The organism is Bdellovibrio sp. HCB2-146 (assembly GCF_047345725.1).
Taxonomy (GTDB): Bacteria; Bdellovibrionota; Bdellovibrionia; order Bdellovibrionales; family Bdellovibrionaceae; genus Bdellovibrio.
Map to the genome: position 1 here is coordinate 1,555,416 of NZ_JBLEQP010000001.1, position 19,732 is coordinate 1,575,147.

The 19,732-nt window shown below is 44.3% G+C and carries 20 protein-coding genes; 10 read left to right on the top strand and 10 right to left on the bottom strand.

Going from position 1 to position 19,732, the window contains the following annotated elements; translation table 11 throughout:
• Positions 1-5: 5 nt before the first annotated feature.
• The gene (locus tag ACLWOR_RS07665) at positions 6-602 is read left to right on the top strand and encodes a nitroreductase family protein (RefSeq protein WP_413940110.1); all 597 of its coding nucleotides are present in this window, start codon (positions 6-8) and stop codon (positions 600-602) included.
• Here ACLWOR_RS07665 and ACLWOR_RS07670 read toward each other — a convergent pair whose 3' ends face one another.
• Positions 603-1,136, bottom strand: a complete 534-nt coding sequence (locus ACLWOR_RS07670; protein WP_413940111.1) for a hypothetical protein — start codon at positions 1,134-1,136, stop codon at positions 603-605.
• 625 nt (positions 1,137-1,761) lie between these two features.
• Here ACLWOR_RS07670 and dusB point away from each other — a divergent pair.
• The 4 genes from dusB (at position 1,762) to ACLWOR_RS07690 (ending at position 6,392) form a co-directional block, all read left to right on the top strand.
• A complete protein-coding gene (gene dusB, locus ACLWOR_RS07675; RefSeq protein WP_413940112.1) occupies positions 1,762-2,775 on the top strand; it encodes a tRNA dihydrouridine synthase DusB in 1,014 nt (337 codons plus the stop codon).
• 68 nt (positions 2,776-2,843) lie between these two features.
• Positions 2,844-4,658: a translational GTPase TypA gene (gene typA / locus ACLWOR_RS07680; protein WP_413940113.1), complete on the top strand. Its 1,815-nt coding sequence runs from the start codon at positions 2,844-2,846 to the stop codon at positions 4,656-4,658.
• 18 nt (positions 4,659-4,676) lie between these two features.
• Positions 4,677-5,603: an ABC transporter ATP-binding protein gene (locus tag ACLWOR_RS07685; RefSeq protein ID WP_413940114.1), complete on the top strand. Its 927-nt coding sequence runs from the start codon at positions 4,677-4,679 to the stop codon at positions 5,601-5,603.
• On the top strand, positions 5,604-6,392 hold the full coding sequence (locus ACLWOR_RS07690; RefSeq protein ID WP_413940115.1) for an ABC transporter permease: 789 nt from the start codon (positions 5,604-5,606) through the stop codon (positions 6,390-6,392).
• A gap of 65 nt (positions 6,393-6,457) precedes the next feature.
• Here the strand turns inward: ACLWOR_RS07690 and ACLWOR_RS07695 are convergent, their stop codons facing one another.
• From ACLWOR_RS07695 to ACLWOR_RS07715, 5 genes are read right to left on the bottom strand one after another with little or no spacing between them, the layout of a single operon-like run.
• Positions 6,458-6,865 (bottom strand): DUF523 domain-containing protein, encoded by a 408-nt coding sequence (locus ACLWOR_RS07695; RefSeq protein WP_413940116.1) that lies wholly within the window; start codon positions 6,863-6,865, stop codon positions 6,458-6,460.
• The gene (mtgA, locus tag ACLWOR_RS07700) at positions 6,862-7,779 is read right to left on the bottom strand and encodes a monofunctional biosynthetic peptidoglycan transglycosylase (RefSeq protein ID WP_413940117.1); all 918 of its coding nucleotides are present in this window, start codon (positions 7,777-7,779) and stop codon (positions 6,862-6,864) included. The genes ACLWOR_RS07695 and mtgA overlap by 4 nt, the downstream gene beginning before the upstream one ends.
• Positions 7,763-8,749 carry an NAD-dependent epimerase/dehydratase family protein gene (locus ACLWOR_RS07705; RefSeq protein ID WP_413940118.1) on the bottom strand — a complete coding sequence of 329 codons (987 nt, stop codon included), beginning with the start codon at positions 8,747-8,749 and terminating at the stop codon, positions 7,763-7,765. The genes mtgA and ACLWOR_RS07705 overlap by 17 nt, the downstream gene beginning before the upstream one ends.
• A complete protein-coding gene (locus ACLWOR_RS07710; protein WP_413940119.1) occupies positions 8,746-9,330 on the bottom strand; it encodes a phosphatase PAP2 family protein in 585 nt (194 codons plus the stop codon). The genes ACLWOR_RS07705 and ACLWOR_RS07710 overlap by 4 nt, the downstream gene beginning before the upstream one ends.
• A 43-nt stretch (positions 9,331-9,373) precedes the next feature.
• Complete coding sequence (locus ACLWOR_RS07715; RefSeq protein WP_413940766.1) at positions 9,374-9,499, bottom strand: hypothetical protein; 126 nt, start codon at positions 9,497-9,499, stop codon at positions 9,374-9,376.
• Here ACLWOR_RS07715 and ACLWOR_RS07720 point away from each other — a divergent pair.
• The 4 genes from ACLWOR_RS07720 (at position 9,473) to ACLWOR_RS07735 (ending at position 13,585) form a co-directional block, all read left to right on the top strand.
• Positions 9,473-10,171: a flagellar motor protein gene (locus tag ACLWOR_RS07720; protein ID WP_413940754.1), complete on the top strand. Its 699-nt coding sequence runs from the start codon at positions 9,473-9,475 to the stop codon at positions 10,169-10,171. The genes ACLWOR_RS07715 and ACLWOR_RS07720 overlap by 27 nt on opposite strands.
• Before the next feature lie 2 nt (positions 10,172-10,173).
• Complete coding sequence (locus ACLWOR_RS07725) at positions 10,174-10,926, top strand: OmpA family protein (protein ID WP_413940120.1); 753 nt, start codon at positions 10,174-10,176, stop codon at positions 10,924-10,926.
• Between the two features lie 109 nt (positions 10,927-11,035).
• The gene (locus tag ACLWOR_RS07730) at positions 11,036-12,592 is read left to right on the top strand and encodes a hypothetical protein (RefSeq protein WP_413940121.1); all 1,557 of its coding nucleotides are present in this window, start codon (positions 11,036-11,038) and stop codon (positions 12,590-12,592) included.
• A gap of 6 nt (positions 12,593-12,598) precedes the next feature.
• Complete coding sequence (locus tag ACLWOR_RS07735; protein ID WP_413940122.1) at positions 12,599-13,585, top strand: hypothetical protein; 987 nt, start codon at positions 12,599-12,601, stop codon at positions 13,583-13,585.
• On the opposite strand, the gene ACLWOR_RS07740 is transcribed toward ACLWOR_RS07735, so the two are convergent.
• The 3 genes from ACLWOR_RS07740 to ACLWOR_RS07750 are packed head-to-tail and all read right to left on the bottom strand — an operon-like array spanning position 13,574 to position 16,502.
• Positions 13,574-14,566 carry a nucleotidyltransferase family protein gene (locus tag ACLWOR_RS07740; protein ID WP_413940123.1) on the bottom strand — a complete coding sequence of 331 codons (993 nt, stop codon included), beginning with the start codon at positions 14,564-14,566 and terminating at the stop codon, positions 13,574-13,576. The genes ACLWOR_RS07735 and ACLWOR_RS07740 overlap by 12 nt on opposite strands.
• The gene (locus ACLWOR_RS07745) at positions 14,563-15,582 is read right to left on the bottom strand and encodes an aminoglycoside phosphotransferase family protein (protein ID WP_413940124.1); all 1,020 of its coding nucleotides are present in this window, start codon (positions 15,580-15,582) and stop codon (positions 14,563-14,565) included. Before ACLWOR_RS07745 ends, ACLWOR_RS07740 begins: the two co-directional genes overlap by 4 nt.
• Positions 15,583-15,629: 47 nt before the next feature.
• Positions 15,630-16,502 (bottom strand): hypothetical protein, encoded by an 873-nt coding sequence (locus tag ACLWOR_RS07750; RefSeq protein WP_413940125.1) that lies wholly within the window; start codon positions 16,500-16,502, stop codon positions 15,630-15,632.
• Positions 16,503-16,759: 257 nt separating this feature from the next.
• Here ACLWOR_RS07750 and ACLWOR_RS07755 point away from each other — a divergent pair, with 257 nt between their 5' ends.
• Positions 16,760-18,049 (top strand): sensor histidine kinase, encoded by a 1,290-nt coding sequence (locus ACLWOR_RS07755; RefSeq protein ID WP_413940126.1) that lies wholly within the window; start codon positions 16,760-16,762, stop codon positions 18,047-18,049.
• Positions 18,050-18,115: 66 nt separating this feature from the next.
• On the opposite strand, the gene ACLWOR_RS07760 is transcribed toward ACLWOR_RS07755, so the two are convergent.
• The gene (locus ACLWOR_RS07760) at positions 18,116-19,675 is read right to left on the bottom strand and encodes a sigma 54-interacting transcriptional regulator (RefSeq protein ID WP_413940127.1); all 1,560 of its coding nucleotides are present in this window, start codon (positions 19,673-19,675) and stop codon (positions 18,116-18,118) included.
• Positions 19,676-19,732: the final 57 nt, after the last annotated feature.

Genomic DNA, 19,732 nt, shown 5'->3' on the forward strand with positions numbered 1-19,732 from the left:
TGAAAATGAACAAAGAAGAATTCTATCAATTAATCGAATCACGTAAGTCTATTCGGAAATACAAACCTGATGCGATTCCGCGTGAAACAATTGAAAGAATTCTGGCCGCCGGAATGCATGCGCCCTCTGGAAAAAATCGTCAGAACTGGCGCTTCTTTGTTGTGACGGGAAAAAAGCGCGACGAGTATTTGGCGTATTCGCAAAAATCTTGGTTGGGAATTAAAGGTATTCTCTCTCAGCGTCTGAAGCCTTCTCTGTATCAATTCACAGAAAGATTTTTTTATACACTAGGTGATGCGCCTGTTGTGATCTTTGCGTATTCGCAAAATGATTCAGAAGAGCGCTATCACACGAGCATTGGGTCTGTGTATATGGCTGTGGAAAACATGAATTTGGCGTGTCTGGTTGAGGGTTTAGGTTCGTGCACGATGGGTGCACCTCTTGAAATCAAAGCAGAGGTTGACGCTTTTTTAGGTGTGGATAAGTTAGAGGAATACAAGCGAGGGGAGTTGGAACTCCTCTGCGCTATGGTGCTGGGAGTTCCGGATCACAATCCGCCCAAAGCCCCGCGACAACTCGAAGGTCGCGTGACCTGGCTCTAGTTATTTCTTTTTATTGTGAACGCAGATGGCAGAAAGTTTTTTGACGGGTTGATCTTGGTAGTTTAAAACTGTTAAATCACTTTCGTTCATTTCTTTTAGACTCGTTTCGAGTACTGCAGCTGAACCGCTGCCTCGAAGTTTAAAAAGAACTTTTGTATCTTTATTTGAAGGATTTTTTGGATCAACCTTGATGGCTTTTTTATTGTCCCAAGCCACGATGCCGTATTTAACAGTTCCGTCTTTGAGTTTAATTTGGACCATCATCTCATCTGGTTTGGGGTTTCCATAAGCTGCAATCTGGAGAACTTCTTCAAAGTCCGCAAGTCTGATATCCATACCAAGTTGATGTCCTAATTGTCGGCAATGTCCGTCGGCCTCCGCACGTCCTTCGTACTTAAATTCCGAAATTAGAGCGGTGTACCCGTTCTCTTTTCCTACGCTGACTTCTTTTGAGACTTTATACCAATCGAATCCCTGGGCGTTAGCGATTGAAAAATTCAACATCAAGAGAGTTGTAAAGAAAACTTTTTTCACACGACACCTCCACATACACATTTCCATTGCTATAGTTGTTCCAACGTCATCTGCAATTTAAGCCAGAGAGTCACCGCACATCTGTTTAAGACGAAAAAATGCCGACCATTTTTGTTATGTCTCAGAGTGGGAGTGAAGATTTTCGTTTCGAAGTGAAGCATTTTTCCGAGTGAAAACCAGCAATATAAGAGCGTCGATCTTCTAAGCAAATGATGAGGCGACTAGCAACTGTACAACTCATCTTAAGCACTCAATGCGACTGTGTTTTCTGAAAAGTTTCAAAATGAACCGTCAACGTTTTGCAGAAGTGTCTGTTTCACTATGATGTAAATTTGAGCGCATCGTTGGTCTTTCGTTTGCAATATTATCAAAGCAGCACGCATACGAAAGAAGACCCGAAGACCCTAAACCTGATACCCCGAAATCCCACGGCGAACCCCCGTGGGATTTCCTTTTTGTAAGCTAAGTACATGATCTCGTTCAGCAATTCCCTTTGCTCTTCGAAAATAGGCATTTTTGTCGCGTTCTCAGATCTACGGTATTCGTTCCTAAACCCATGAAATAAGGTCATTTTTTGAAAACAAATGTACCTTTTTAGGGGTGATTTTGCTATACCCCAACGCCTATGAATCCAGTTGAAGCCTTAAAGAAAAATCCATTTGTCCTAGCGCCTATGGCCGGGATCACGGATCACGCCTTTCGCACATTCATGAAGAAGCTTGATACCAGCGTTGTTGTTACGGAGCTGGTGAGTGCAAACGGTATTGAATACAAATCAGAACGTACGATGAAGTTGATGAGTTTTGATGAAACTCAAAGACCCATCGGCATTCAACTTTTTGGTGAAGAACCAGAAGTGATTGCTCGTGCCGCGCAAGTTGCCGAAGCAGAAGGCTGTGACTTTGTTGATTTGAATTTTGGCTGTCCTGTTCCGAAAGTTGTGAAAAAGGGTGCTGGCTCTGCGATGCTCAAAGACCCTGTGCAACTGCAAAAAGTTTTATCCGCAGTAAAAGGCGCGATTAAAATTCCTCTGACGATCAAGATCCGTACAGGTTGGGATGCGAATACTCGTAACGCAGTTGAAGTTTGCAATATCGCGTACAACGAAGGCATTGAGTGGGTGGCGATTCATGGTCGCACGCGTGCTCAAGGTTACTCAGGACTCGCGGACTGGGATTTTATTACGGATGTTAAGGCCAAATCCAAACTTCCTATTTTGGGAAATGGAGATATTCTCACAGCACGTCAGGCCAACCTTCGTCTGCAACAGTCGGGTTGTGATGGAGTGATGATTGGTCGAGGCTGCCTTAAAAATCCGTTTATTTTTATGGATGCCCTGGCTTTATGGAGAGGCGAATCCCCGAAGGAAGTCCAAAGGGACTATGTGAGCCTATTTAATAACCTGAAAACTGAGATTGTTGCGCATTGTGATGAGCACATTACTGGCATTCAACTCAGAAAGTTTGCAGCGTGGTTCTCAACAGGTTATGCTGGAGCAGCACAGTTCAGAAAGAATCTTTTCCAATCCAAAAGCAACGAAGAGATTATGGCCCTTGCTAACGAATTTTTCGCTAGCCTAGGCAGTGTTGAGCAAGAAGACACGAGCTCAGAAGAGTTCCTAATGGGCGGCCACGGTTAGTTTTTGATTTTATTTTTAAAGTTTAAGTTAAGAGTTTCAGAAGTTAAGTGAATTAATGAAGGGTAAATATGATTCAAGATCCAAAGAAAATTAGAAATATTGCTATCATCGCGCACGTCGACCACGGAAAGACGACGCTTGTTGACCATTTGATCAAACAAGCAGGTACTTTCCGTGACAACGAACACGTTGAAGAACGTCTCATGGACTCCATGGACCTCGAGAAAGAGCGTGGTATCACGATCGCGGCGAAGAATGCTTCGTTCATGTACAAAGATATTAAAGTTAATATCGTCGATACGCCGGGACATAGTGACTTCGGTGGTGAAGTTGAACGTATCTTGAACATGGTTGATGGTTGTATCCTTCTTTGCGATGCTTCTGAAGGTCCGCTTCCACAAACTCGTTTCGTATTGAAAAAAGCTCTTGAGGGCGGCAAAAAAGTTATCGTTTGTATCAACAAAATTGACCGTTCCGATGCTCGTATCCAAGAAGTTCACAACGAACTTTTCGATTTGTTCATCGATCTAGATGCAACTGAAGAACAATGTGATTTCCACACTGTTTACGCTATCGCGCGTGAAGGTATGGCGACATTGGATCCAAAAGTGAACACAGGTTCTTTGGAAGTTCTTTACGATGCTATCGTAAACTTGGTTCCGCCTCCAACAATCGAAGAAAACCATCCGCTTCAAGTTATGGTTTCTAATATTTCGTACAATGATTACGTAGGTCGTTTGGCGATCGGTCGTATGAAAGCTGGTACAATCAAAGTTGGTGACGAAGTTCTTTGCGTTCAAGCGAACAACCAAAAGAAAGTTAAAGTCTCTGCACTTTTCCAATATAAAGTGAACTCGCAAGTTGCTGCTCAAGAAGTTGGTGCAGGTGACATCGTAGTTATCGCAGGTATGGAAGATTTCACTATTGGTGATACCATCACTTCTGTTTTGGATCCTCGTCCACTTCCACGTATCCGTGTTGAAGAGCCAACAGTGGGAATGGTGTTCTCTGTAAATAACGGACCTTTTGCAGGTCTTGATGGTAAAAACGTAACTTCACGTAAAATCATCGAACGTTTGGAAAGAGAACTTCTTTACAACGTTGCGATCCGCGTAGAAAAAACTGACAACACAGATGCTTTCAAAGTTATCGGTCGTGGTGAGTTGCAGTTGGGTGTATTGATCGAGCAAATGCGCCGTGAAAACTTCGAGCTTCTTGTTTCTAAGCCAACAGTTGTCTTTAAAACTGAAAACGGCAAGAAAATGGAACCAATGGAGATCGCGGTTATCGACATCGAAGACCAATTCGTTGGCGCGGTTACTGAGAAATTGGGTAAACGTAAAGGTGTCATGACAAACATGGTTCAAAAAGGTTCAGGTCGTACTCGTCTTGAATTCCGCATCCCTTCACGTGGTTTGATCGGTTACCGTTCTGAGTTCCTAACAGACACTCGCGGTACAGGTCTTTTGAATACACAATTCGATGGTTGGGATGATTTCCGTGGTGAGATCGAACACCGTATGAACGGTGCGATGATTTCTGACCGTAAAGGCCAAGCAACTGCATACGCGATCTGGAATCTTCAAGAACGCGGTATCATGATGGTTGAACACGGTGACGATGTGTACGAAGGCATGATCGTTGGCGAACACGCTAAAGATAATGATCTAGAAGTGAACATCACACGCGAAAAGAAATTGTCAAACGTACGTGCTTCGGGTTCTGATGAAGCTATCCGTCTAGTTCCAGTGAAAAAGTTCACTTTGGAGCGCGCGATGGAATGGATCAAAGAATCTGAGTTGATCGAAGTAACGCCGAAGAACATCCGTCTTCGTTTGCGTGAACTTGATCCACACAAGCGTCCGAAAGCTAACAAAGAGTAATTCGGACTGAAAGGACTAATGAGCACGAACGTTGCCATTGAAATCAAAGATGTGACGAAAAAATACGACGATCGAGTCGCCGTAGATGGAATCAGTCTTGAAATTCAAAAAGGTGAATGTTTCGGGCTCTTAGGTCCAAATGGGGCTGGAAAGTCCACAACGATGAAGATGATGTACTGTTCAGCCCTTGTTACAAGCGGCGAGCTTTACGTTCTCGGACTCAATGTTAAAAAAAATTATCGTGAAATCAAATCTCGTATCGGGGTTGTTCCTCAAGAAGACGGCCTCGATCCAGATTTCACAGTTCTAGAAAATCTCCTCGTCTACGCCAGTTATCACAACATTATGAAAGCAGAAGCCGAGCTCAGAGCTCAGGCTTTGTTGCGCCTGATGAAGCTTGAAGAATATCAAGATCGCTCGGTTGATACTTTAAGCGGTGGTATGCGCCGCCGTTTGGCGATTGCACGTGGGTTGATGAACTCTCCGGAAGTGATCTTCTTGGATGAACCGACAACGGGTTTGGATCCACAGGCGCGCATCTGGATCTGGGACTTCTTTAAGCACCTCAAATCTGAAAAAAGCACCTTGGTTCTGACGACTCACTATATGGAAGAAGCAGAGCAAATGTGTGACCGCGTGGCGATTATCGATGGCGGAAAAATCCTGACTGTGGGTAAGCCTGCTGATTTGATTCGCGAGTTGATTGGCAAAGAGGTCGTTGAGTTTGATACAAACCCAGTAGATCTCAACTATTACCTCGGTCGACTGCGTGCTGAAGGTTATGCTTATCAAGTGATCAAAGACACTGTTTCTGTCCTGGTGAAAGAACACCAAGAGGGACGTAAAGTTATTGATCTAATTGCCAGCGATAAAATCTTTATTCGTAAACCGACTTTGAACGATGTTTTCTTAAAACTTGCGGGTCACCAATTGAGGGATGAATAGATGAAATTACGTGACTACTTCATCCGTCCAAAAGTGAATGATGGGGCCTTTGCGGTTTGGTCGCGTAACTTTTTATATTTCAAAAAGACGTGGCTGGTTTCTCTGTTCTGGATTGTTTTAGAACCGGTTATTTATCTGGGGGCAATTGGTTTTGGATTAGGTGCCTTTGTCAGTAACATGGGTGGCTTGTCTTATATCGAATTCTTTTTCCCAGCGTTGTTATGCAGTACCGCGATGATGGTTTCTTTCTTTGAAGGAACTTATGGTAACTACACAAAACTCACGCACCAAAAAACTTATGCGACAATTATGCTCACGCGTGTGGGACCTGAAGAAATTGTGGCCGGTGAATTGTTATGGGCTGCCAGCAAAGGCTTCTTTGGTGTGATCGGCGTCACAACTGTCGCTTTGTTCTTTGGCTTGATTGATTCATATCGAATCCTATTGGCGCTTCCGGTGTTATTTTTGCTGTGCAGTTTGTTTTCTTGTATCGCAATGATCTTTACGTCGTTTGCACGCAACTATGACTCTTTTATTTATTCAACATCAGGTTTGATCGTGCCCATGAGTTTGCTGAGCGGAACTTATTTCCCTCTTGAGCAACTGCCATCGGGTCTTCGTTACGTGGCTTACTTATTTCCACTTACTCACGGAGTTTCGGCCGTGCGCGGAATTTTACATCAAGGACCGCCCTTGATGATCGTGATTCACGTCGTGATCATGTTGATCGCAACTTGGATCTTCATGAACATCGCCTTCTTCCGCATCCACAAAAAACTTCTTAAGTAGGTACCAGCTTCCTTTTGTCGAGGAAAAGAACCTGGTACCTTTTCGACACGAAAGTAAGCAGGTACCTAGTCGATTTCGGTAACTTTGATGCCGTGTTTTTTTAGAAGTTCGGCGAAGACGCCGTCGCCGGGTTTTGTGTTTCCAGAGAAGGTGCCGTCGTAGATTTTTCCGACTCCGCACATGGGGGATTTTGATTTTAAAAGGGCCTCAGTGGCACAGCAGAGTTTGGCGATTTGCAAAGCTTCCTCTGCGCCTCTTTGGTATTCGGCTGTGACATCGGCGCCCCCATTGGTGAGCACTTTGTCGCCAATGCGTTCTGCAGGGGGACGGGGAGTGGTGAGGCCACCGAGTTGTTCAGGACAAACGGGAATTGCTTCTCCACGTTTCACCATGTCGGCGACATCAACGCGAGTTTTAGCTTGGCAATCGTAACGACAATGAACTCCTGAGAGGCAGGCCGAAACTATTTTCATTCTGTTGGCTCCTGTTCGATTTCTTCGTACGTGCCAGATTCATCATGCATTTGTTCTTGCTGAATTTCTTGTTGCACGGCTTGCTCGATTTCCGCAGCCTGTTCAAGTTCTTGCAGCGTTAAATCTTCTTCGCCGGGATCAAACATATCCGGAGGCGGCGGCTCTGGATTAAAGAAATATTGAATTTTGTTAACAGCGGCGTTGTATTCTTCTTCATTGATACGCTGGTAGCGGTACATATTGCCGACAATTTCATTCAAACGTTTTTTTGCAAATGGAGTGAGTTCTTTTTTGTAATAAGAGCGCGAGTACTGAATAGGATTCGGAAGAATCATCGCAAGAAACGCACTTTCAACGACATCGAGTTGTGAGGGCTGTTTTTTAAAGTAGGCTTGGGCCGCGGCCTTCACGCCGTAAATATTTTTTCCGAACTCAACGACATTTAAATAACGCTCGAGAATTTCTTTTTTCGTCAGAGTTTTTTCAATGCGATCTGTGATGATGGCTTCTAAACCCTTGCGAATAAAAGTACGGTCCTTGGAAAGAAACATGTTCTTTGCAAGCTGTTGCGTGATCGTTGAGCCCCCGCGTTTGAAGTGCCCTGACTCCCATCCTTCACGGAAATTTTTCTCTATGATTTCCCACTCAAAACCCTTGTGGTTATAAAAATTCGAATCTTCAGTCAGAAGAATAGATTTTTGTAAGTAAGGAGAAATCTGTTTTAACGGAACATAGTTTTTCGATGTCGGGCAAAGTTCGACTTGATACATCGTTGTGACCATGCAGCCCTTGATCTGTTCCGGAGTGGGCAACCACCACGTCAAAGACGCAAAAGCAAAAAGCATCGCGCTAATGGCAATTACAAAAAACAGGCCGACGATTTTTAAATTTGGCAATTTAAGAAAGGAGCCCATGATCTTTCATCCACTGAACGCTGTTATGAATAGCTTCTTTCGCAGGACGAGGGTGGAAATCTAATTCCTTCTGTGCCTTGGTTGAATCAAACCAGTGGTACATCGTCGCAGTCCAAGCATTTTCACGACTTAAAGGTCCCTTCATTCCCATCTTTTCCATCGTGTCGCCCACGGCGCCGACGACGTGAAGAAGTTTATCAGGCAATTGCTTTGACGGAGGTTTTACGCCAGCCTCGTCAGCGATCATGCGGAAAAGATCCTTAATCAAAAGATTTTCTCCAGAGAGAATGTAGCGTTCACCTGTGCGACCTTGTTTCCAAGCGCTGATAATTCCTTGAACAACATCTTCTACGGCGACAACATTCACACCCCCGGAGGTGTAGAATTTGAGCTTTCCTTGTGCGACCTTGATCTGCATTTTGCGACTGCCTTTTTTGGCGTCACCGGATCCATAGATCGTTGAAGGATTCAGCATCACCGCATCGATTTCACCGCGATTGCAGGCTTCTTTGACGATTTGTTCTGCTTTATGTTTTGTTTCAAAATAACCTAAGTCCAAATCATGAATATTAAACTCAGAGTTTTCATTCATAATTTCACCAGGAGTGTAGCCGGCACCAATTGCGACGACTGAAGATAAATAAACCAGACGACGAACGCCGTGCTCGCGGCAAACCTCGACAACGTTTTGAGTTCCGCCGACATTTACTTTTTCCATCAAAGCGCGATCTGATTTTTTGTAAGCAATAACGCCCGCTAAATGGAAAACTGTATCGATACCTTTAAAAGCTTCCAAAAGAGAGTGAACATCTGTCACATCTCCGTGCAAATATTTACAATTAACGCCGTTAAGTTCAGAGATATCGCTTTTAGGTCGAACCAAGGCATAGACATCCAGACCTTGGTTGACGAGTTCTCGCGTGAGCCAACTGCCCAAAAAACCATTCGCACCAGTCACTAAGACTTTCATGAAACTTCATTCCTTTTTAAATCCACACGTTCCATTATTCTGAGACACAATCTGGCAAATACGATCCCAAAGAGGCAGCCCAGCAGGGCTCCACAAATTACGTCAGTCGGAAAATGTACGCCGTTATAAACTCGACTGTAGGCGACCGTCGTCGCAATTGCGAACATTGGAGCCGCCGCTGCAGGAAATATAAAAGCGACGAAACTTGCGAAAGCGAACATATTTGTGGAGTGATTGGAAACGAAACTGTATCCACCAAACGGAGCACGGACCTGCACATGCAGTCCCTGCGTTTCGGCGGGCCGGGGCCTCTGCACCGTTTTCTTAAATGCCCAATTACCGACGCCATCGGATGTGAGAACTCCCAGCAGACAGAAAATAAAAATCATCAGACCTTTTTTGATTCCTCTTCTCCACATAAAAATAAGTAGAACCAGTGGAACCATCACAGCTTTGAAGAACGCAGTTTTATGGAGGTCGGTGATGGCTGGAAAAAACTGATCCGCCCATGGAGCTGTCCAGTGGGAGTTAATCAGTTCAAAAAGGCTCTTATCGATACTCAAAATAAAATCTAACATCATGAAAACTTTAACCTATTTTTTCACCCGCAGAAAGTCTAGGACTTTACTGGGTCCAAGTGTCAGCGCTCAATGCGTGTGGCATCATTTTCACATGGATAAAGCGACGTGGATTGGCCTCGGTGTAGGCTTTGGTGGGATTATTATCGGGAATCTTCTGGAGGGGGGCCATATGAGCTCTCTGCTGCAATTGACTGCGTTCATCATCGTGATGGCCGGAACAATTGGAGCTGTGATGGTTTCAAGTACGGAAAAAGATTTGAAAACGGGAATGAATCTCGCAAAAAAAGCTTTTCATAAAGAGCCTTCGCGAATGAAAGAACGCATTCATGAAATCGTCGACTGCGCACGCTTCGTCAGAAAAGAAAATATTCTAGCGTTAGAGCCTCGGTTGTCCTCTGTTCAAGATCCTTTTTTGAAGGGCATTCTTAAAAATCTGATCGACGGAGTTCCCAAAGAAACCATTCGCGAAATTTTTGAAACCCAAATCCATACCGAAGAAGAGGAACTTTTGTCGGGTGCAAAAGTTTGGACGGACGCCGGAGGATTTGCACCGACAATTGGTATTATCGGTGCGGTGTTGGGTCTCATTCACGTTATGGGAAATCTTACAGATACCAGCAAACTTGGTGCAGGTATCGCTGTTGCCTTTGTGGCGACGGTTTATGGTGTGAGTTCAGCGAATCTCTTTTTTCTGCCTCTTGGAAATAAATTAAAAAAACAAGCGCAGCATATTAGTCGCGAAAAACAAATGATCCTTGAGGGTGGTTTGTTGGTGGATAGCGATATGAATCCACTGATTATTGAGCAGAAGCTACACTCTTATCTGCAAAAAGAAGCATAAAAATGGCTTCGAAACGAAAGAAACACGAAGAGCACGAAAATCATGAGCGTTGGCTGGTGTCCTATGCTGATTTTATCACGTTGCTTTTTGCCTTCTTTGTCGTGATGTATGCGACTTCGAGTGCGAATGAAGAAAAACAAAAGAGCTTTGAAGATTCGATCAAACTTAATTTCCATCTGGTTGGCCAAGGCGGCACAGACAAACAGGGCAATACGATCGAAGACACATTGGCAGATTTAGAAATGCCGGTGGGTGCTTTTCCACGTAAAGGCGGACCACGTGAAGTGGAAGACTATGTGGAAAGATCTCTGGATAAGTCGATGGATGGTGATGAAAAGAAAAAGGCCATTCAGGATATTTATCATGATGCTGTCGGCGTGAAAATTTCACTCGCGGCTTCGACTTTTTTTACTCCAGGTTCAGCTAAACTTCGCGCCGGTGCTTTAAGTTCATTAGATAAGCTTGCTGAGATTTTGAAATCCAATGATCGTCGCATCATTATCGAAGGCCACACTGACGATACACCGATGCAGGATTCGCAGTATCCAAGTAACTGGGAACTTGCGGGTGGTCGATCTTCCGCAGTTGTTCGCTATTTAGTTAAAGTTCATAAGATGGACCCGAAAAGATTTGTATCGCTTTCTTATGGTGATCAAAAACCAATTGTTCCCAACGATACTGAGGAGCACAAGGCGATGAACCGCCGAATTGAGATCTTTATTGTGACCGATCCAAGCAAAGCTGTTTCAATCTGAGACAGTGTTCCCTAGATAACCCCCCATTAACTTAAATTTCTGCTGTCATCCTTGGGACTTACTTAAGTCTGGAGAGAAAATTTCCGATAAATTGTCTATGGGGGAACCTATGGCGGGACTGAAAACATTTGTTTTATCGGCAACTATTTCTATTGCACTGGCCATACCCACGCCGGTTTTTGCCGATGCTGCTTTAGGTTCTTCAAAGAAGGGCTCTTCAACAAGTGGTGGAAGTCGCAAAAAAGGTGAAATGGATTCTACAGGTGCTGAGAAGAGTGGTGGTAATGCCAGTGGAGCACTTAGCAATATAGGAAATTTGTTCTCTGGTTTATTTGGTGGCTCAAATCCTGCCGAAGATAAAGCTGCCGCGACTCCTGTTGGTTTGGATGATTCGAATAAAATTATCACTGAACTCGTTAGATTGATCTATCAACAGGACGCTACATTTTCAGTCGACAACTCGAAGGCCGTAGTAGCGGCATATCAGAAGTATGCAAGTAATTGGCAGAACTGTATTGATAAACAGGCTTCCGCTGCAACTTGGTGCTTAGAAACAAATAACTCAGATCTTCAAAATGCTCTTTCGAGCATTAATATGCTTGCTTCGACAAGTGGTCTCGCATCTGTTACGGACTCTTGTAGCACTATGGGTAAAATTATGAACATTGGTAGTGCGGCTTTGACTGCCTATTCCGCGCAATGCGGATTGTGGAGATCGGCGTGTGCCTTAAGTTGCGTTGCTGCACGTGGCGGCCTTGAAACTATGAAAAAACTCGTTCCGGTTTCGAAGTGTGCAGACTCTCCAATGCCTCCGACAACAGTTCGATATAACAGTTGTAATGGTATTTTAAATACGGGTTCGGCGAAGCAGGACCTTTTGGCAAGAATTGATAAAGAACTAAACCTGAATCTCCAGACTTCAATCGCTAAAAAAACTGAAAGATGTACCACTCAATATGTGGCCTTATTGGGATCAGCGGCGCTGGGTCTTGCGAACTTAAAGAAAGCTGCGGGCGACTCAAAAAGTTGTGAAGAAGACTCTGACGCCGGAACACAAACGGCCTCTCTTACAGAAAAATGTGCGGACGCTGCAAACGCAAATTTACCGGAGTGTATCTGTTTAGCAAATCCTCGCACGGCAGGTTGCTCAAATGGTCTTTCTTCAGTCGGTGAAGCAAACGCAGGACAGGGACAAGCGGTCAGTCCAACAATCGCTTCGGGTGGAGATCCGGGAGGGGTGAATCTTCCTGGTGGAGATTCTGCTTCAACAATGGGTGAGAACCTTGCAAGTTCAAGCGGCGACTCTGGTGGCGGTATTGGTGCTCCTGTCGGTGGTGGAGGCTCAGGCCTTGGTGGATCCACGGGCGGTGGCGGCGGTGGAGTGGGTGAAAAAGGTGGTGGCGGAAAAGCCGGCCTTAATACAGACATTCTTTCTGGCACTGGTGGTGGTGGCGGTGGAGGATACGGCGGTTATGGCGGTAGTGAAGAGTCAGGAAGTGGTTCTGGCTATCGCAACTATCTTCCGGGTGGATCAAAAGATCCTGCGCGTGGACTTGCTGGTCAGGCGCTCACACCAAAAGATGTAACCGGCCAAGCTGGAAAATCAAATTGGGAAAAAGTGAGAGATCGCTACATAGATAATAAAAGTACACTCTTAGGAAACTAGAGGTTGATGATGAGAATCTTAAAGTATTTTGTTTGTGGAATTTTTGTCGCAAGTACTGCTTTGTCGCCATCAGTTTCTTTTGGAGATGCAATAGCTGTCTCAGGAGAAAAAGAGACGGCAACTCAACCGAAGGGAAATCCTTTATCCGGTGCTGGTGCAGGAACTCCAGCAGTCAATGATTCGGCTAATAAAGCGGGTGACGCCAACTCCAAAGGTCAAATGATGTCGATGCTGGTCGGTACTGCTTTGACGGTGGCAGGAACATCGATGGTTTCAAGTAGCAATCCTCCAACAGTTGCTGCGGGCGTGGTGTTGTTGGGAATGGGAATCTTGTCATTCATGCAAGGTGGAGCGCACGGAAAAACCGCGGGTACCGCAGGTCTTACAAGCAACCAATCCGACGGTTACAATGACTTGTATGAAACAGGTGGCGGTATCTCGGACCCTACGATTGCCAAAGAAACTCAAGTGGGACAAAACACTCTGAAAAATCTTGAGAAGTCAGGTGTTTACAATCCAAAAACAGGAACGCTCAAAGTTGGTGGTAAAACATATAAAACTTCTGACTTCGCTTCCAAAGAAGCAATGGCGGCTGCAGGATTTCCATCAGGTTTGATTGATGGTGCATATGCATATGCCGAAAAAGCAGCTGCAAGAGCGGAAGCCAAAGTATCCAAAGTCAAATTGGGTGCAATGACTGAAGCGAACGGTTATGCAGATGCTGGTGGTGGTAGCGGCGGTGGTTCAGCGTCGACAGCTTCAGCAACAGATCCTTATGCCGGCGGCATGGGTGGTGCTGGAATGGGTGCAGGTTCAGGAATGGGTGGTCATGATCGCGATCCATCAAGTCTTGCAGGCATGCAAAAAAACTACAACGGTGAACCAATTGGTGTTTCCGCTGATAGTATTTTCCTGATGATGACTCGACGATATAAAGTGAAAGAAAGCCAAGAGTCCTTTTATTCGGACTCTGACCTTGCATTAAAGAAGTAGTGTATTTGAAGCTTGGGTGCCCGGCGGAACTTTTACGCCCGCACCCACAATCACATTTTCCAACTTACAGTCCGCAGAAATCTCAGAACCTTCTCCGGCACAGATAAAGCCCTTAAATTCAGAAGATGGATCAATAATCGCATCGGAAGAATAGATCAAAGAAGCACCTTTGAATTTCTGAAGCTGCGGGCGAGCGCTCATGTACTTTGCAAAGCTTGTTTCTAATGAAGTCTTCTCTACGTTTGCTTCCTCAAAAAGGATCTTGGCGCACTCAGAGGTCGCTTTCATATAGTCTTCCGGATTTCCCGTTTCAAACCAGCGACATTCAATCGGATAGACTTGCACTTTTTCGCCTGCCTGAATTCCAGCCACTAATGCGTCGTAAAGAATATTTGAAGGGCCTTTTTCTGGAATGTACTGAAAAACTTTTTCAGACAAGATTTGAACACCGATAAAATGCCAACCCGTTTCTCCAGTGGCAGGACGCTCACGACCAAAAGTTTTAACCTGGTTCTCGCTATTTGCCCAAACGCCGCCAAATTTGGTTCCGACTTCAGGGTGCTTGATAACAACGATCGTTGCTAGAGCTTCGGTTTTTTTGTGGTAAGCCACGACCTTTTCAATGATGTCCAGATCTTTTGGAAGAATTAGTTCATCACCATTCATCCAAATAAAATCGCCACCACCTTTAAAGTGCGCACGTGCATTACCAAGTCCGCCGCCACTTCCCAAAATTTCTCCTACTTCATGCGAGAAATGAAGTTCGCGGGCCCGATGAGGAAGGCGTTTAAAAAGTTTTTCAATTTCAGGAGCAAGATGAAACGTATTCACCACAAGCTTGTTGATTTGGATATTACCCAAAAAACGCAGTGAGTGCGCGGCGATTGGAACATTCAAAAAAGGAATCGCAGGTTTTGGCAAAGTCAAAGTGTAGGGGCGAAGTCTTGTCCCTTCACCCGCCGCCAGAAGCATGAGATTCATAGTGATTCGTACTTTCTCTCAAGAGCACCGGAATCAATCAAAACATCGGCAAAGATTTTGTATTCTGGAAACTCATTGATTGCTTTCATCACACGTCGCAAAGTGCCTGAAAGATATTTAAGATAACGACGGTCTTGGCGCAAATGATAGAAACTTGCGAAACTACCGCAAGCTTTGAAGCATCTTTGGATAGATTGCAATTCATAGATGCGATCGAAATGCTCGCGCGAGAAATCTTTCGGTAAATACTCTTTGGATTTTGCCAAATACATATCCGTCAAAGTTTTCGCCATTGAATCGTTCATATCGACATAAGAATCGCGCAACAAACTGACAAGGTCATATTGAATCGGTCCCAAGCGTGCATCTTGGAAGTCAATTACTGTCATCTTATCAAGCTTAATCATCAAGTTTCGTGAGTGATAGTCACGGTGAGCGATGCGTTTTGGTTCTTTATCCAGCTTTGTACAGATATCGAGGAAGATATCGTTGATTTCCTTGGCACCTTTTTCGTTGAAATTAAATTTCAAGATGCCGCAAATGAGATTGTCTTTGCCGTAATTCATTTCCCACAAAAACTTCTCAGTATTGAATTCAATTTTGAAAGCTGTACAGTCAGATTTATCCAGAGTCGCTGGGTGATGGATTTTAACGATCTCATCAATTGCCATCTCATAAAAGTCCATCGAACCTTGTTGGTTTTGGCTTTCCCAGAATTTTCGCTCCAAAGTGAGGTCACCTAAGTCTTCTAGAAGAACAAGGCCTTCTTTCGGAGACATGCCCACAACCTCGGGAACATGCACACCATTTTTTGCGAAGTGATTTAAGACGCTAAGGAACGGATAGTTATTCGGATCAAACGGATCCCATCTCATCAACACCCAGGATTGATTATCCAGGACGATACGATAATAGCGTCGGTTGGACGCATCACCTGCCAAAGTAAAAACTTTGTAGGCATTCGATTTTAGAATGTTAGAGAGAAACGGATTTAGAAATTCATCATGTGTGACCATAAGAAAAATTCTCACAGACACACATGAGTTTATCAAGGACTAATGATTTAAGAATTGAGCGGTTGATCTTTTAGGAAGAACAACTCAAGAACTTCCTTGAGCGCACTTGAAGTCAGAGGAGCTCTGTCGACTTCAAAGGTGTTAATGCTCACTTCATCAAGCAAGCTAGACGCAAGCGCTGATGACTGAAGTTCCTTAAAACTCAATTGAGAGCTCGTGATGATCAAAGGCTCATCGGCAAAACGCTCTTCACTGAGGTAATCTAACAATAGTTCCTGCTCAGGTTGGTTCAGAGCTTCGATTTTTTCGATGAAAATCGTCATCGCTCCCATTTTTGCGATATCAAATGCCGAATGAAGTTGGCCCTTGATATCGTTGAATGGAACAAACGCCCAACGGTCCGTCAGCTCATGCAATTGTAAAGCGACCTTTTTGTTGGAAGTTTCAGAAGATCCCTCAAGGTGAATGAGGTTGGAGATCAACTCCGTGCCTGGACCTTCGTTTTGTTTAAGGGGCATCTCCTCCAAGATTTCATCAATCGTTGGCATGGGATCGTCACCGAAAACTGCAACGTTATCGAAATTTACCTGGGCTTTGTTAAGCTCTGTCAGATTAGCTTCGCGTTGCTCGAGGTACCATTTGTACATAGCAGGCTCCAGTACCATGCGGACTAATTGAGTCACGCCCTGCTTTTTTTCTTCATTGAGATCATCCGCAGAAGGCACAACGGCCGTTCCTAAGAATGCCCCATTAACACGAATAGGAATGTGCAAATCACGCCCCCGCGTGAATACTTCCTGTTCATCAGATACCTCTGCCAAATCCATCAATTGACGAATTTGAAGACCCTTCCCATAGCGACTGGCCAGAATCTCTTTCAATCTGTTGACGAAAGAACTGTCCAAAGTTGAGTTCTGCATATACCACTTACCCCTTACTCGAACTCCTTCTAATACAAGACCAGTGCCAAGATGAGACACAGCGGTAAAAACCCTTTTATTTTAGGAGCTTAGGTCTCATTTTTGGACCATGGTCGAGGGCCTTAGGAGACCTTAAAATCCCGCTAAGTTTCGATCATACGGGTAATAAATTTAGGGTGGTGACGATGAAGGACATTACATTAAGGAAACGCAGCTAAGCGCTTCAGTACGAAAGTCCGATATAGAAAAGTATGTCTGTGGATCAATTCTCAATGGAAGAAATTTCGCGGAACAAATGGGCGTATCTGAAAATGGTGTATGCCCTGACTGGATTCAATACCCTTTTCTACATCGTGCGTTTCAATGTTGAATACGGAGTTCCAGATTATAATGGACTGCTCATTCCCCTGTGGATTTTGATGATGGCGGTACCGCCGGCATTCGTTCGCTATACGAAAAGTTATAAAGCAGCGGCGATTGCTCTTTGTTCACTCACGACATTGTTAACTTTGATTCTTGTATTTTTAGCAGGAGGTCTCGAAGCTCCGGGCCTTTTGTGGTTGGCCGCCGTTCCACTGGTACTGGGAATCCTCTTAGGAAAAAGGGGAGCTGCGGTAGGATATTTGGTGGTGTTCACGACGCTCGCGATTTTCGTTTATACAAATTTAAACGGCATCGGACCGAATCTTATCGAGCAATATGGAATTCCAAAACTTGAAAAGATCATCAATCTCTGTGGTTTCATCGTTTTTGCGTCAGTGACAGCGCGCTACTATCACAAACGTGAAGTGCGGGTCGCGGCTCAGCTTTTACAAAAAAATACCAATGTGGAAAATCTCTTGCGCGTTCTCTTGCATGACATTGCAAATACCTTATCACAGATGACGTACGATTTGGTTCGTCACAAAGAGGAAAATCAAAACCCGACATCATCTGCTGAAATAGATAAGATCGAAAAAGCGATGGATAATATCAACACCTTGATTTTTCAAGTCCGTCATATGAAGTCTATCAAAGATGGCAAAAGCCCGCTTCCTCTGAAAGGCATTTCGCTGACGATGATTTTACATGAGGTTTACGAGAAAGTAGAAGGCTTGGCCCAGCAGAAGGGGATCAAACTTTTCTTTGATATTCCGCGGGAAAAAATGTGGGTGAAGGGCGATAAGACGATCTTAAGCAATGTGGTTTTATTAAATCTCCTCACGAATGCAATTAAGTTTTCATATGCGGGGGAGCAAATTGATTTGCGTGCGTATCCTTCGAAGGATTCCGTTGTCATTGAGATCCAAGATTATGGCATTGGGATTCCACCAGACATTCTGGAGAACCTTTTTAGTGTGAACTACAAAACTTCCCGCTCGGGAACCTTTGGTGAAACGGGAACCGGATATGGAATGCCCCTCGTGAAAGAATATTTGCAGCTCATGGGAGGCGCAATTGAAGTGTTCTCTTGGGAAAAAGATCACGATGGTATAAAGCGTGGAACTTTAGTGCGCCTGCATATGCCTCTGGTGACGTTCGATATTGCAAACTCCGTCATCAGCTAACGTCGCTCAAAAACAAAAAGCCCAAGGATTTCGCCTTGGGCTTTTTGTTGTTATTTAGAGATCTGATTAACGAGCGATCTTACGTTTATCAAGGCCGTATTTTTCAACCTTCATGATAAGACCCGCGCGGCTGATACCCAATTCTTTTGCAAGCTTGGATTTATTCCAACCCGTTCTGCGGAGACCCTCGCGAATCATTTCGCGCTCAAGGTCCTCAAGAGCATCTTTCAATTTACCTTGCAAGCGAGAGCCTTGAACTTTGTTCTTTTCGCCAGCTTCCAAAATTTTTGGAGAAAGAAGTTCTGCCATTAATTTTGGTTCTTCGCCTGAAAGAACAACAAGTCTTTCGATTTCATTTTGCAGCTCACGCACATTACCTGGGAACGGATAGTCGTAAAGCTTTTCAAGAGCACGTTTCGTGATCTGGCGCTTTGGAGAACCCGGGCTTTGTTCGTGAATTTTGTTAAGGAAGAAATCCACTAGGAAAGGGATGTCCTCTTTTCTTTCACGAAGAGGTGGAACGCGGATGTTGATAACATTCAAGCGGTAGTACAAGTCTTCACGGAATGTACCTTGTTCAACCATCTCACGAAGGTTTCTGTTTGTCGCCGCTACGATACGAACGTCAACTTTACGTGACTCTGTCGCACCGACTGGCATGAAAGTACCTTCTTGCAATACGCGAAGAAGCTTAACTTGCATTTGTGGTGAAGTGTCACCGATCTCATCCAGGAAGAACGTTCCTTTGTCTGCCATTTCGAAAAGACCTTTTTTGTCTTTAAGAGCGCCAGTGAACGATCCTTTGATGTGACCGAAAAGTTCAGATTCCAAGAGGTTGTCATTGAACGCTGAACAGTTTTGGATAACGAAAGGCTTGTCTTTACGAGTTGAGTTGTAATGGATTGATTTTGCGATCAATTCTTTACCAGTACCGTTCTCACCTTGTACAAGCACTGTTGAATCAGCGCCTTTGATTTTATCCAAAAGTGCATACAAAGATTGCATTGGTTTAGATTTACCGATCATGTTGTCGTATTTAAATCTGTTACCAAGTTCTTTATTCAATTCTTTGATACGATCTTCACGAGATGTGATCTCAAGGTGAAGAGTTACGATTTCTTGAGCAACCAGTTCACAAAGTTCACAGAAGTGAGTGCGCTCTGAATCGTCGATGTACTTCAATTTGCCCAAAGATTTTTCAATCACCTCGCCTGACATACCAAAAGCAGCCAAACGGTCGCGGATTTCTTGAAGGCGTGAGCTGAAGTTTGCATCACGGAAGAAACCAAAAGCCATCACTGTACCGACACAATCGTTGTCGATCATGATAGGGAAGATACCGACATCAAAACCAACCATATCCCACTTGCGCAGGCTGAAACGATTTTGTGAAGTGCGAAGATCTTCAAGAGTTCTTGTTGCAAGTTCCGCGATGCTTTGTTGACCAGCTTCTTTTTTCAAAAGAGCTGCAACAGCAGGGTTTGCAAACTGAGCTTTGTCGGAATCATAACCCTTTAGGGTTCCACGCTCGTCTGTAAAGACCACGTCGATGTTCCACCACGCTCCGAGAATCTGTTTGAGCTTATTGATCACATGTATATGTTCAAACTCATCCCAATTAATCATAGTCTGTTCCTTTCAAATGAACGTAAAAACTGTCGATAGTTTTATCGTCAAGAAAGT

What these genes read in the sequence shown, in the direction of transcription:
- ACLWOR_RS07760 (WP_413940127.1), bottom strand. Translation starts at nt 19,675, where the DNA reads ATGATTAATTGGGATGAGTTTGAACATATACATGTGATCAATAAGCTC.
- ACLWOR_RS07710 (WP_413940119.1), bottom strand. Translation starts at nt 9,330, where the DNA reads ATGATGTTAGATTTTATTTTGAGTATCGATAAGAGCCTTTTTGAACTG.
- ACLWOR_RS07735 (WP_413940122.1), top strand. Translation starts at nt 12,599, where the DNA reads ATGATGAGAATCTTAAAGTATTTTGTTTGTGGAATTTTTGTCGCAAGT.
- ACLWOR_RS07665 (WP_413940110.1), top strand. Translation starts at nt 6, where the DNA reads ATGAACAAAGAAGAATTCTATCAATTAATCGAATCACGTAAGTCTATT.
- ACLWOR_RS07750 (WP_413940125.1), bottom strand. Translation starts at nt 16,502, where the DNA reads ATGCAGAACTCAACTTTGGACAGTTCTTTCGTCAACAGATTGAAAGAG.
- ACLWOR_RS07730 (WP_413940121.1), top strand. Translation starts at nt 11,036, where the DNA reads ATGGCGGGACTGAAAACATTTGTTTTATCGGCAACTATTTCTATTGCA.
- ACLWOR_RS07715 (WP_413940766.1), bottom strand. Translation starts at nt 9,499, where the DNA reads ATGGCCCCCCTCCAGAAGATTCCCGATAATAATCCCACCAAAGCCTAC.
- ACLWOR_RS07745 (WP_413940124.1), bottom strand. Translation starts at nt 15,582, where the DNA reads ATGGTCACACATGATGAATTTCTAAATCCGTTTCTCTCTAACATTCTA.
- typA (WP_413940113.1), top strand. Translation starts at nt 2,844, where the DNA reads ATGATTCAAGATCCAAAGAAAATTAGAAATATTGCTATCATCGCGCAC.
- ACLWOR_RS07695 (WP_413940116.1), bottom strand. Translation starts at nt 6,865, where the DNA reads ATGAAAATAGTTTCGGCCTGCCTCTCAGGAGTTCATTGTCGTTACGAT.
- ACLWOR_RS07725 (WP_413940120.1), top strand. Translation starts at nt 10,174, where the DNA reads ATGGCTTCGAAACGAAAGAAACACGAAGAGCACGAAAATCATGAGCGT.
- ACLWOR_RS07740 (WP_413940123.1), bottom strand. Translation starts at nt 14,566, where the DNA reads ATGAATCTCATGCTTCTGGCGGCGGGTGAAGGGACAAGACTTCGCCCC.
- mtgA (WP_413940117.1), bottom strand. Translation starts at nt 7,779, where the DNA reads ATGGGCTCCTTTCTTAAATTGCCAAATTTAAAAATCGTCGGCCTGTTT.
- dusB (WP_413940112.1), top strand. Translation starts at nt 1,762, where the DNA reads ATGAATCCAGTTGAAGCCTTAAAGAAAAATCCATTTGTCCTAGCGCCT.
- ACLWOR_RS07705 (WP_413940118.1), bottom strand. Translation starts at nt 8,749, where the DNA reads ATGAAAGTCTTAGTGACTGGTGCGAATGGTTTTTTGGGCAGTTGGCTC.
- ACLWOR_RS07690 (WP_413940115.1), top strand. Translation starts at nt 5,604, where the DNA reads ATGAAATTACGTGACTACTTCATCCGTCCAAAAGTGAATGATGGGGCC.
- ACLWOR_RS07685 (WP_413940114.1), top strand. Translation starts at nt 4,677, where the DNA reads ATGAGCACGAACGTTGCCATTGAAATCAAAGATGTGACGAAAAAATAC.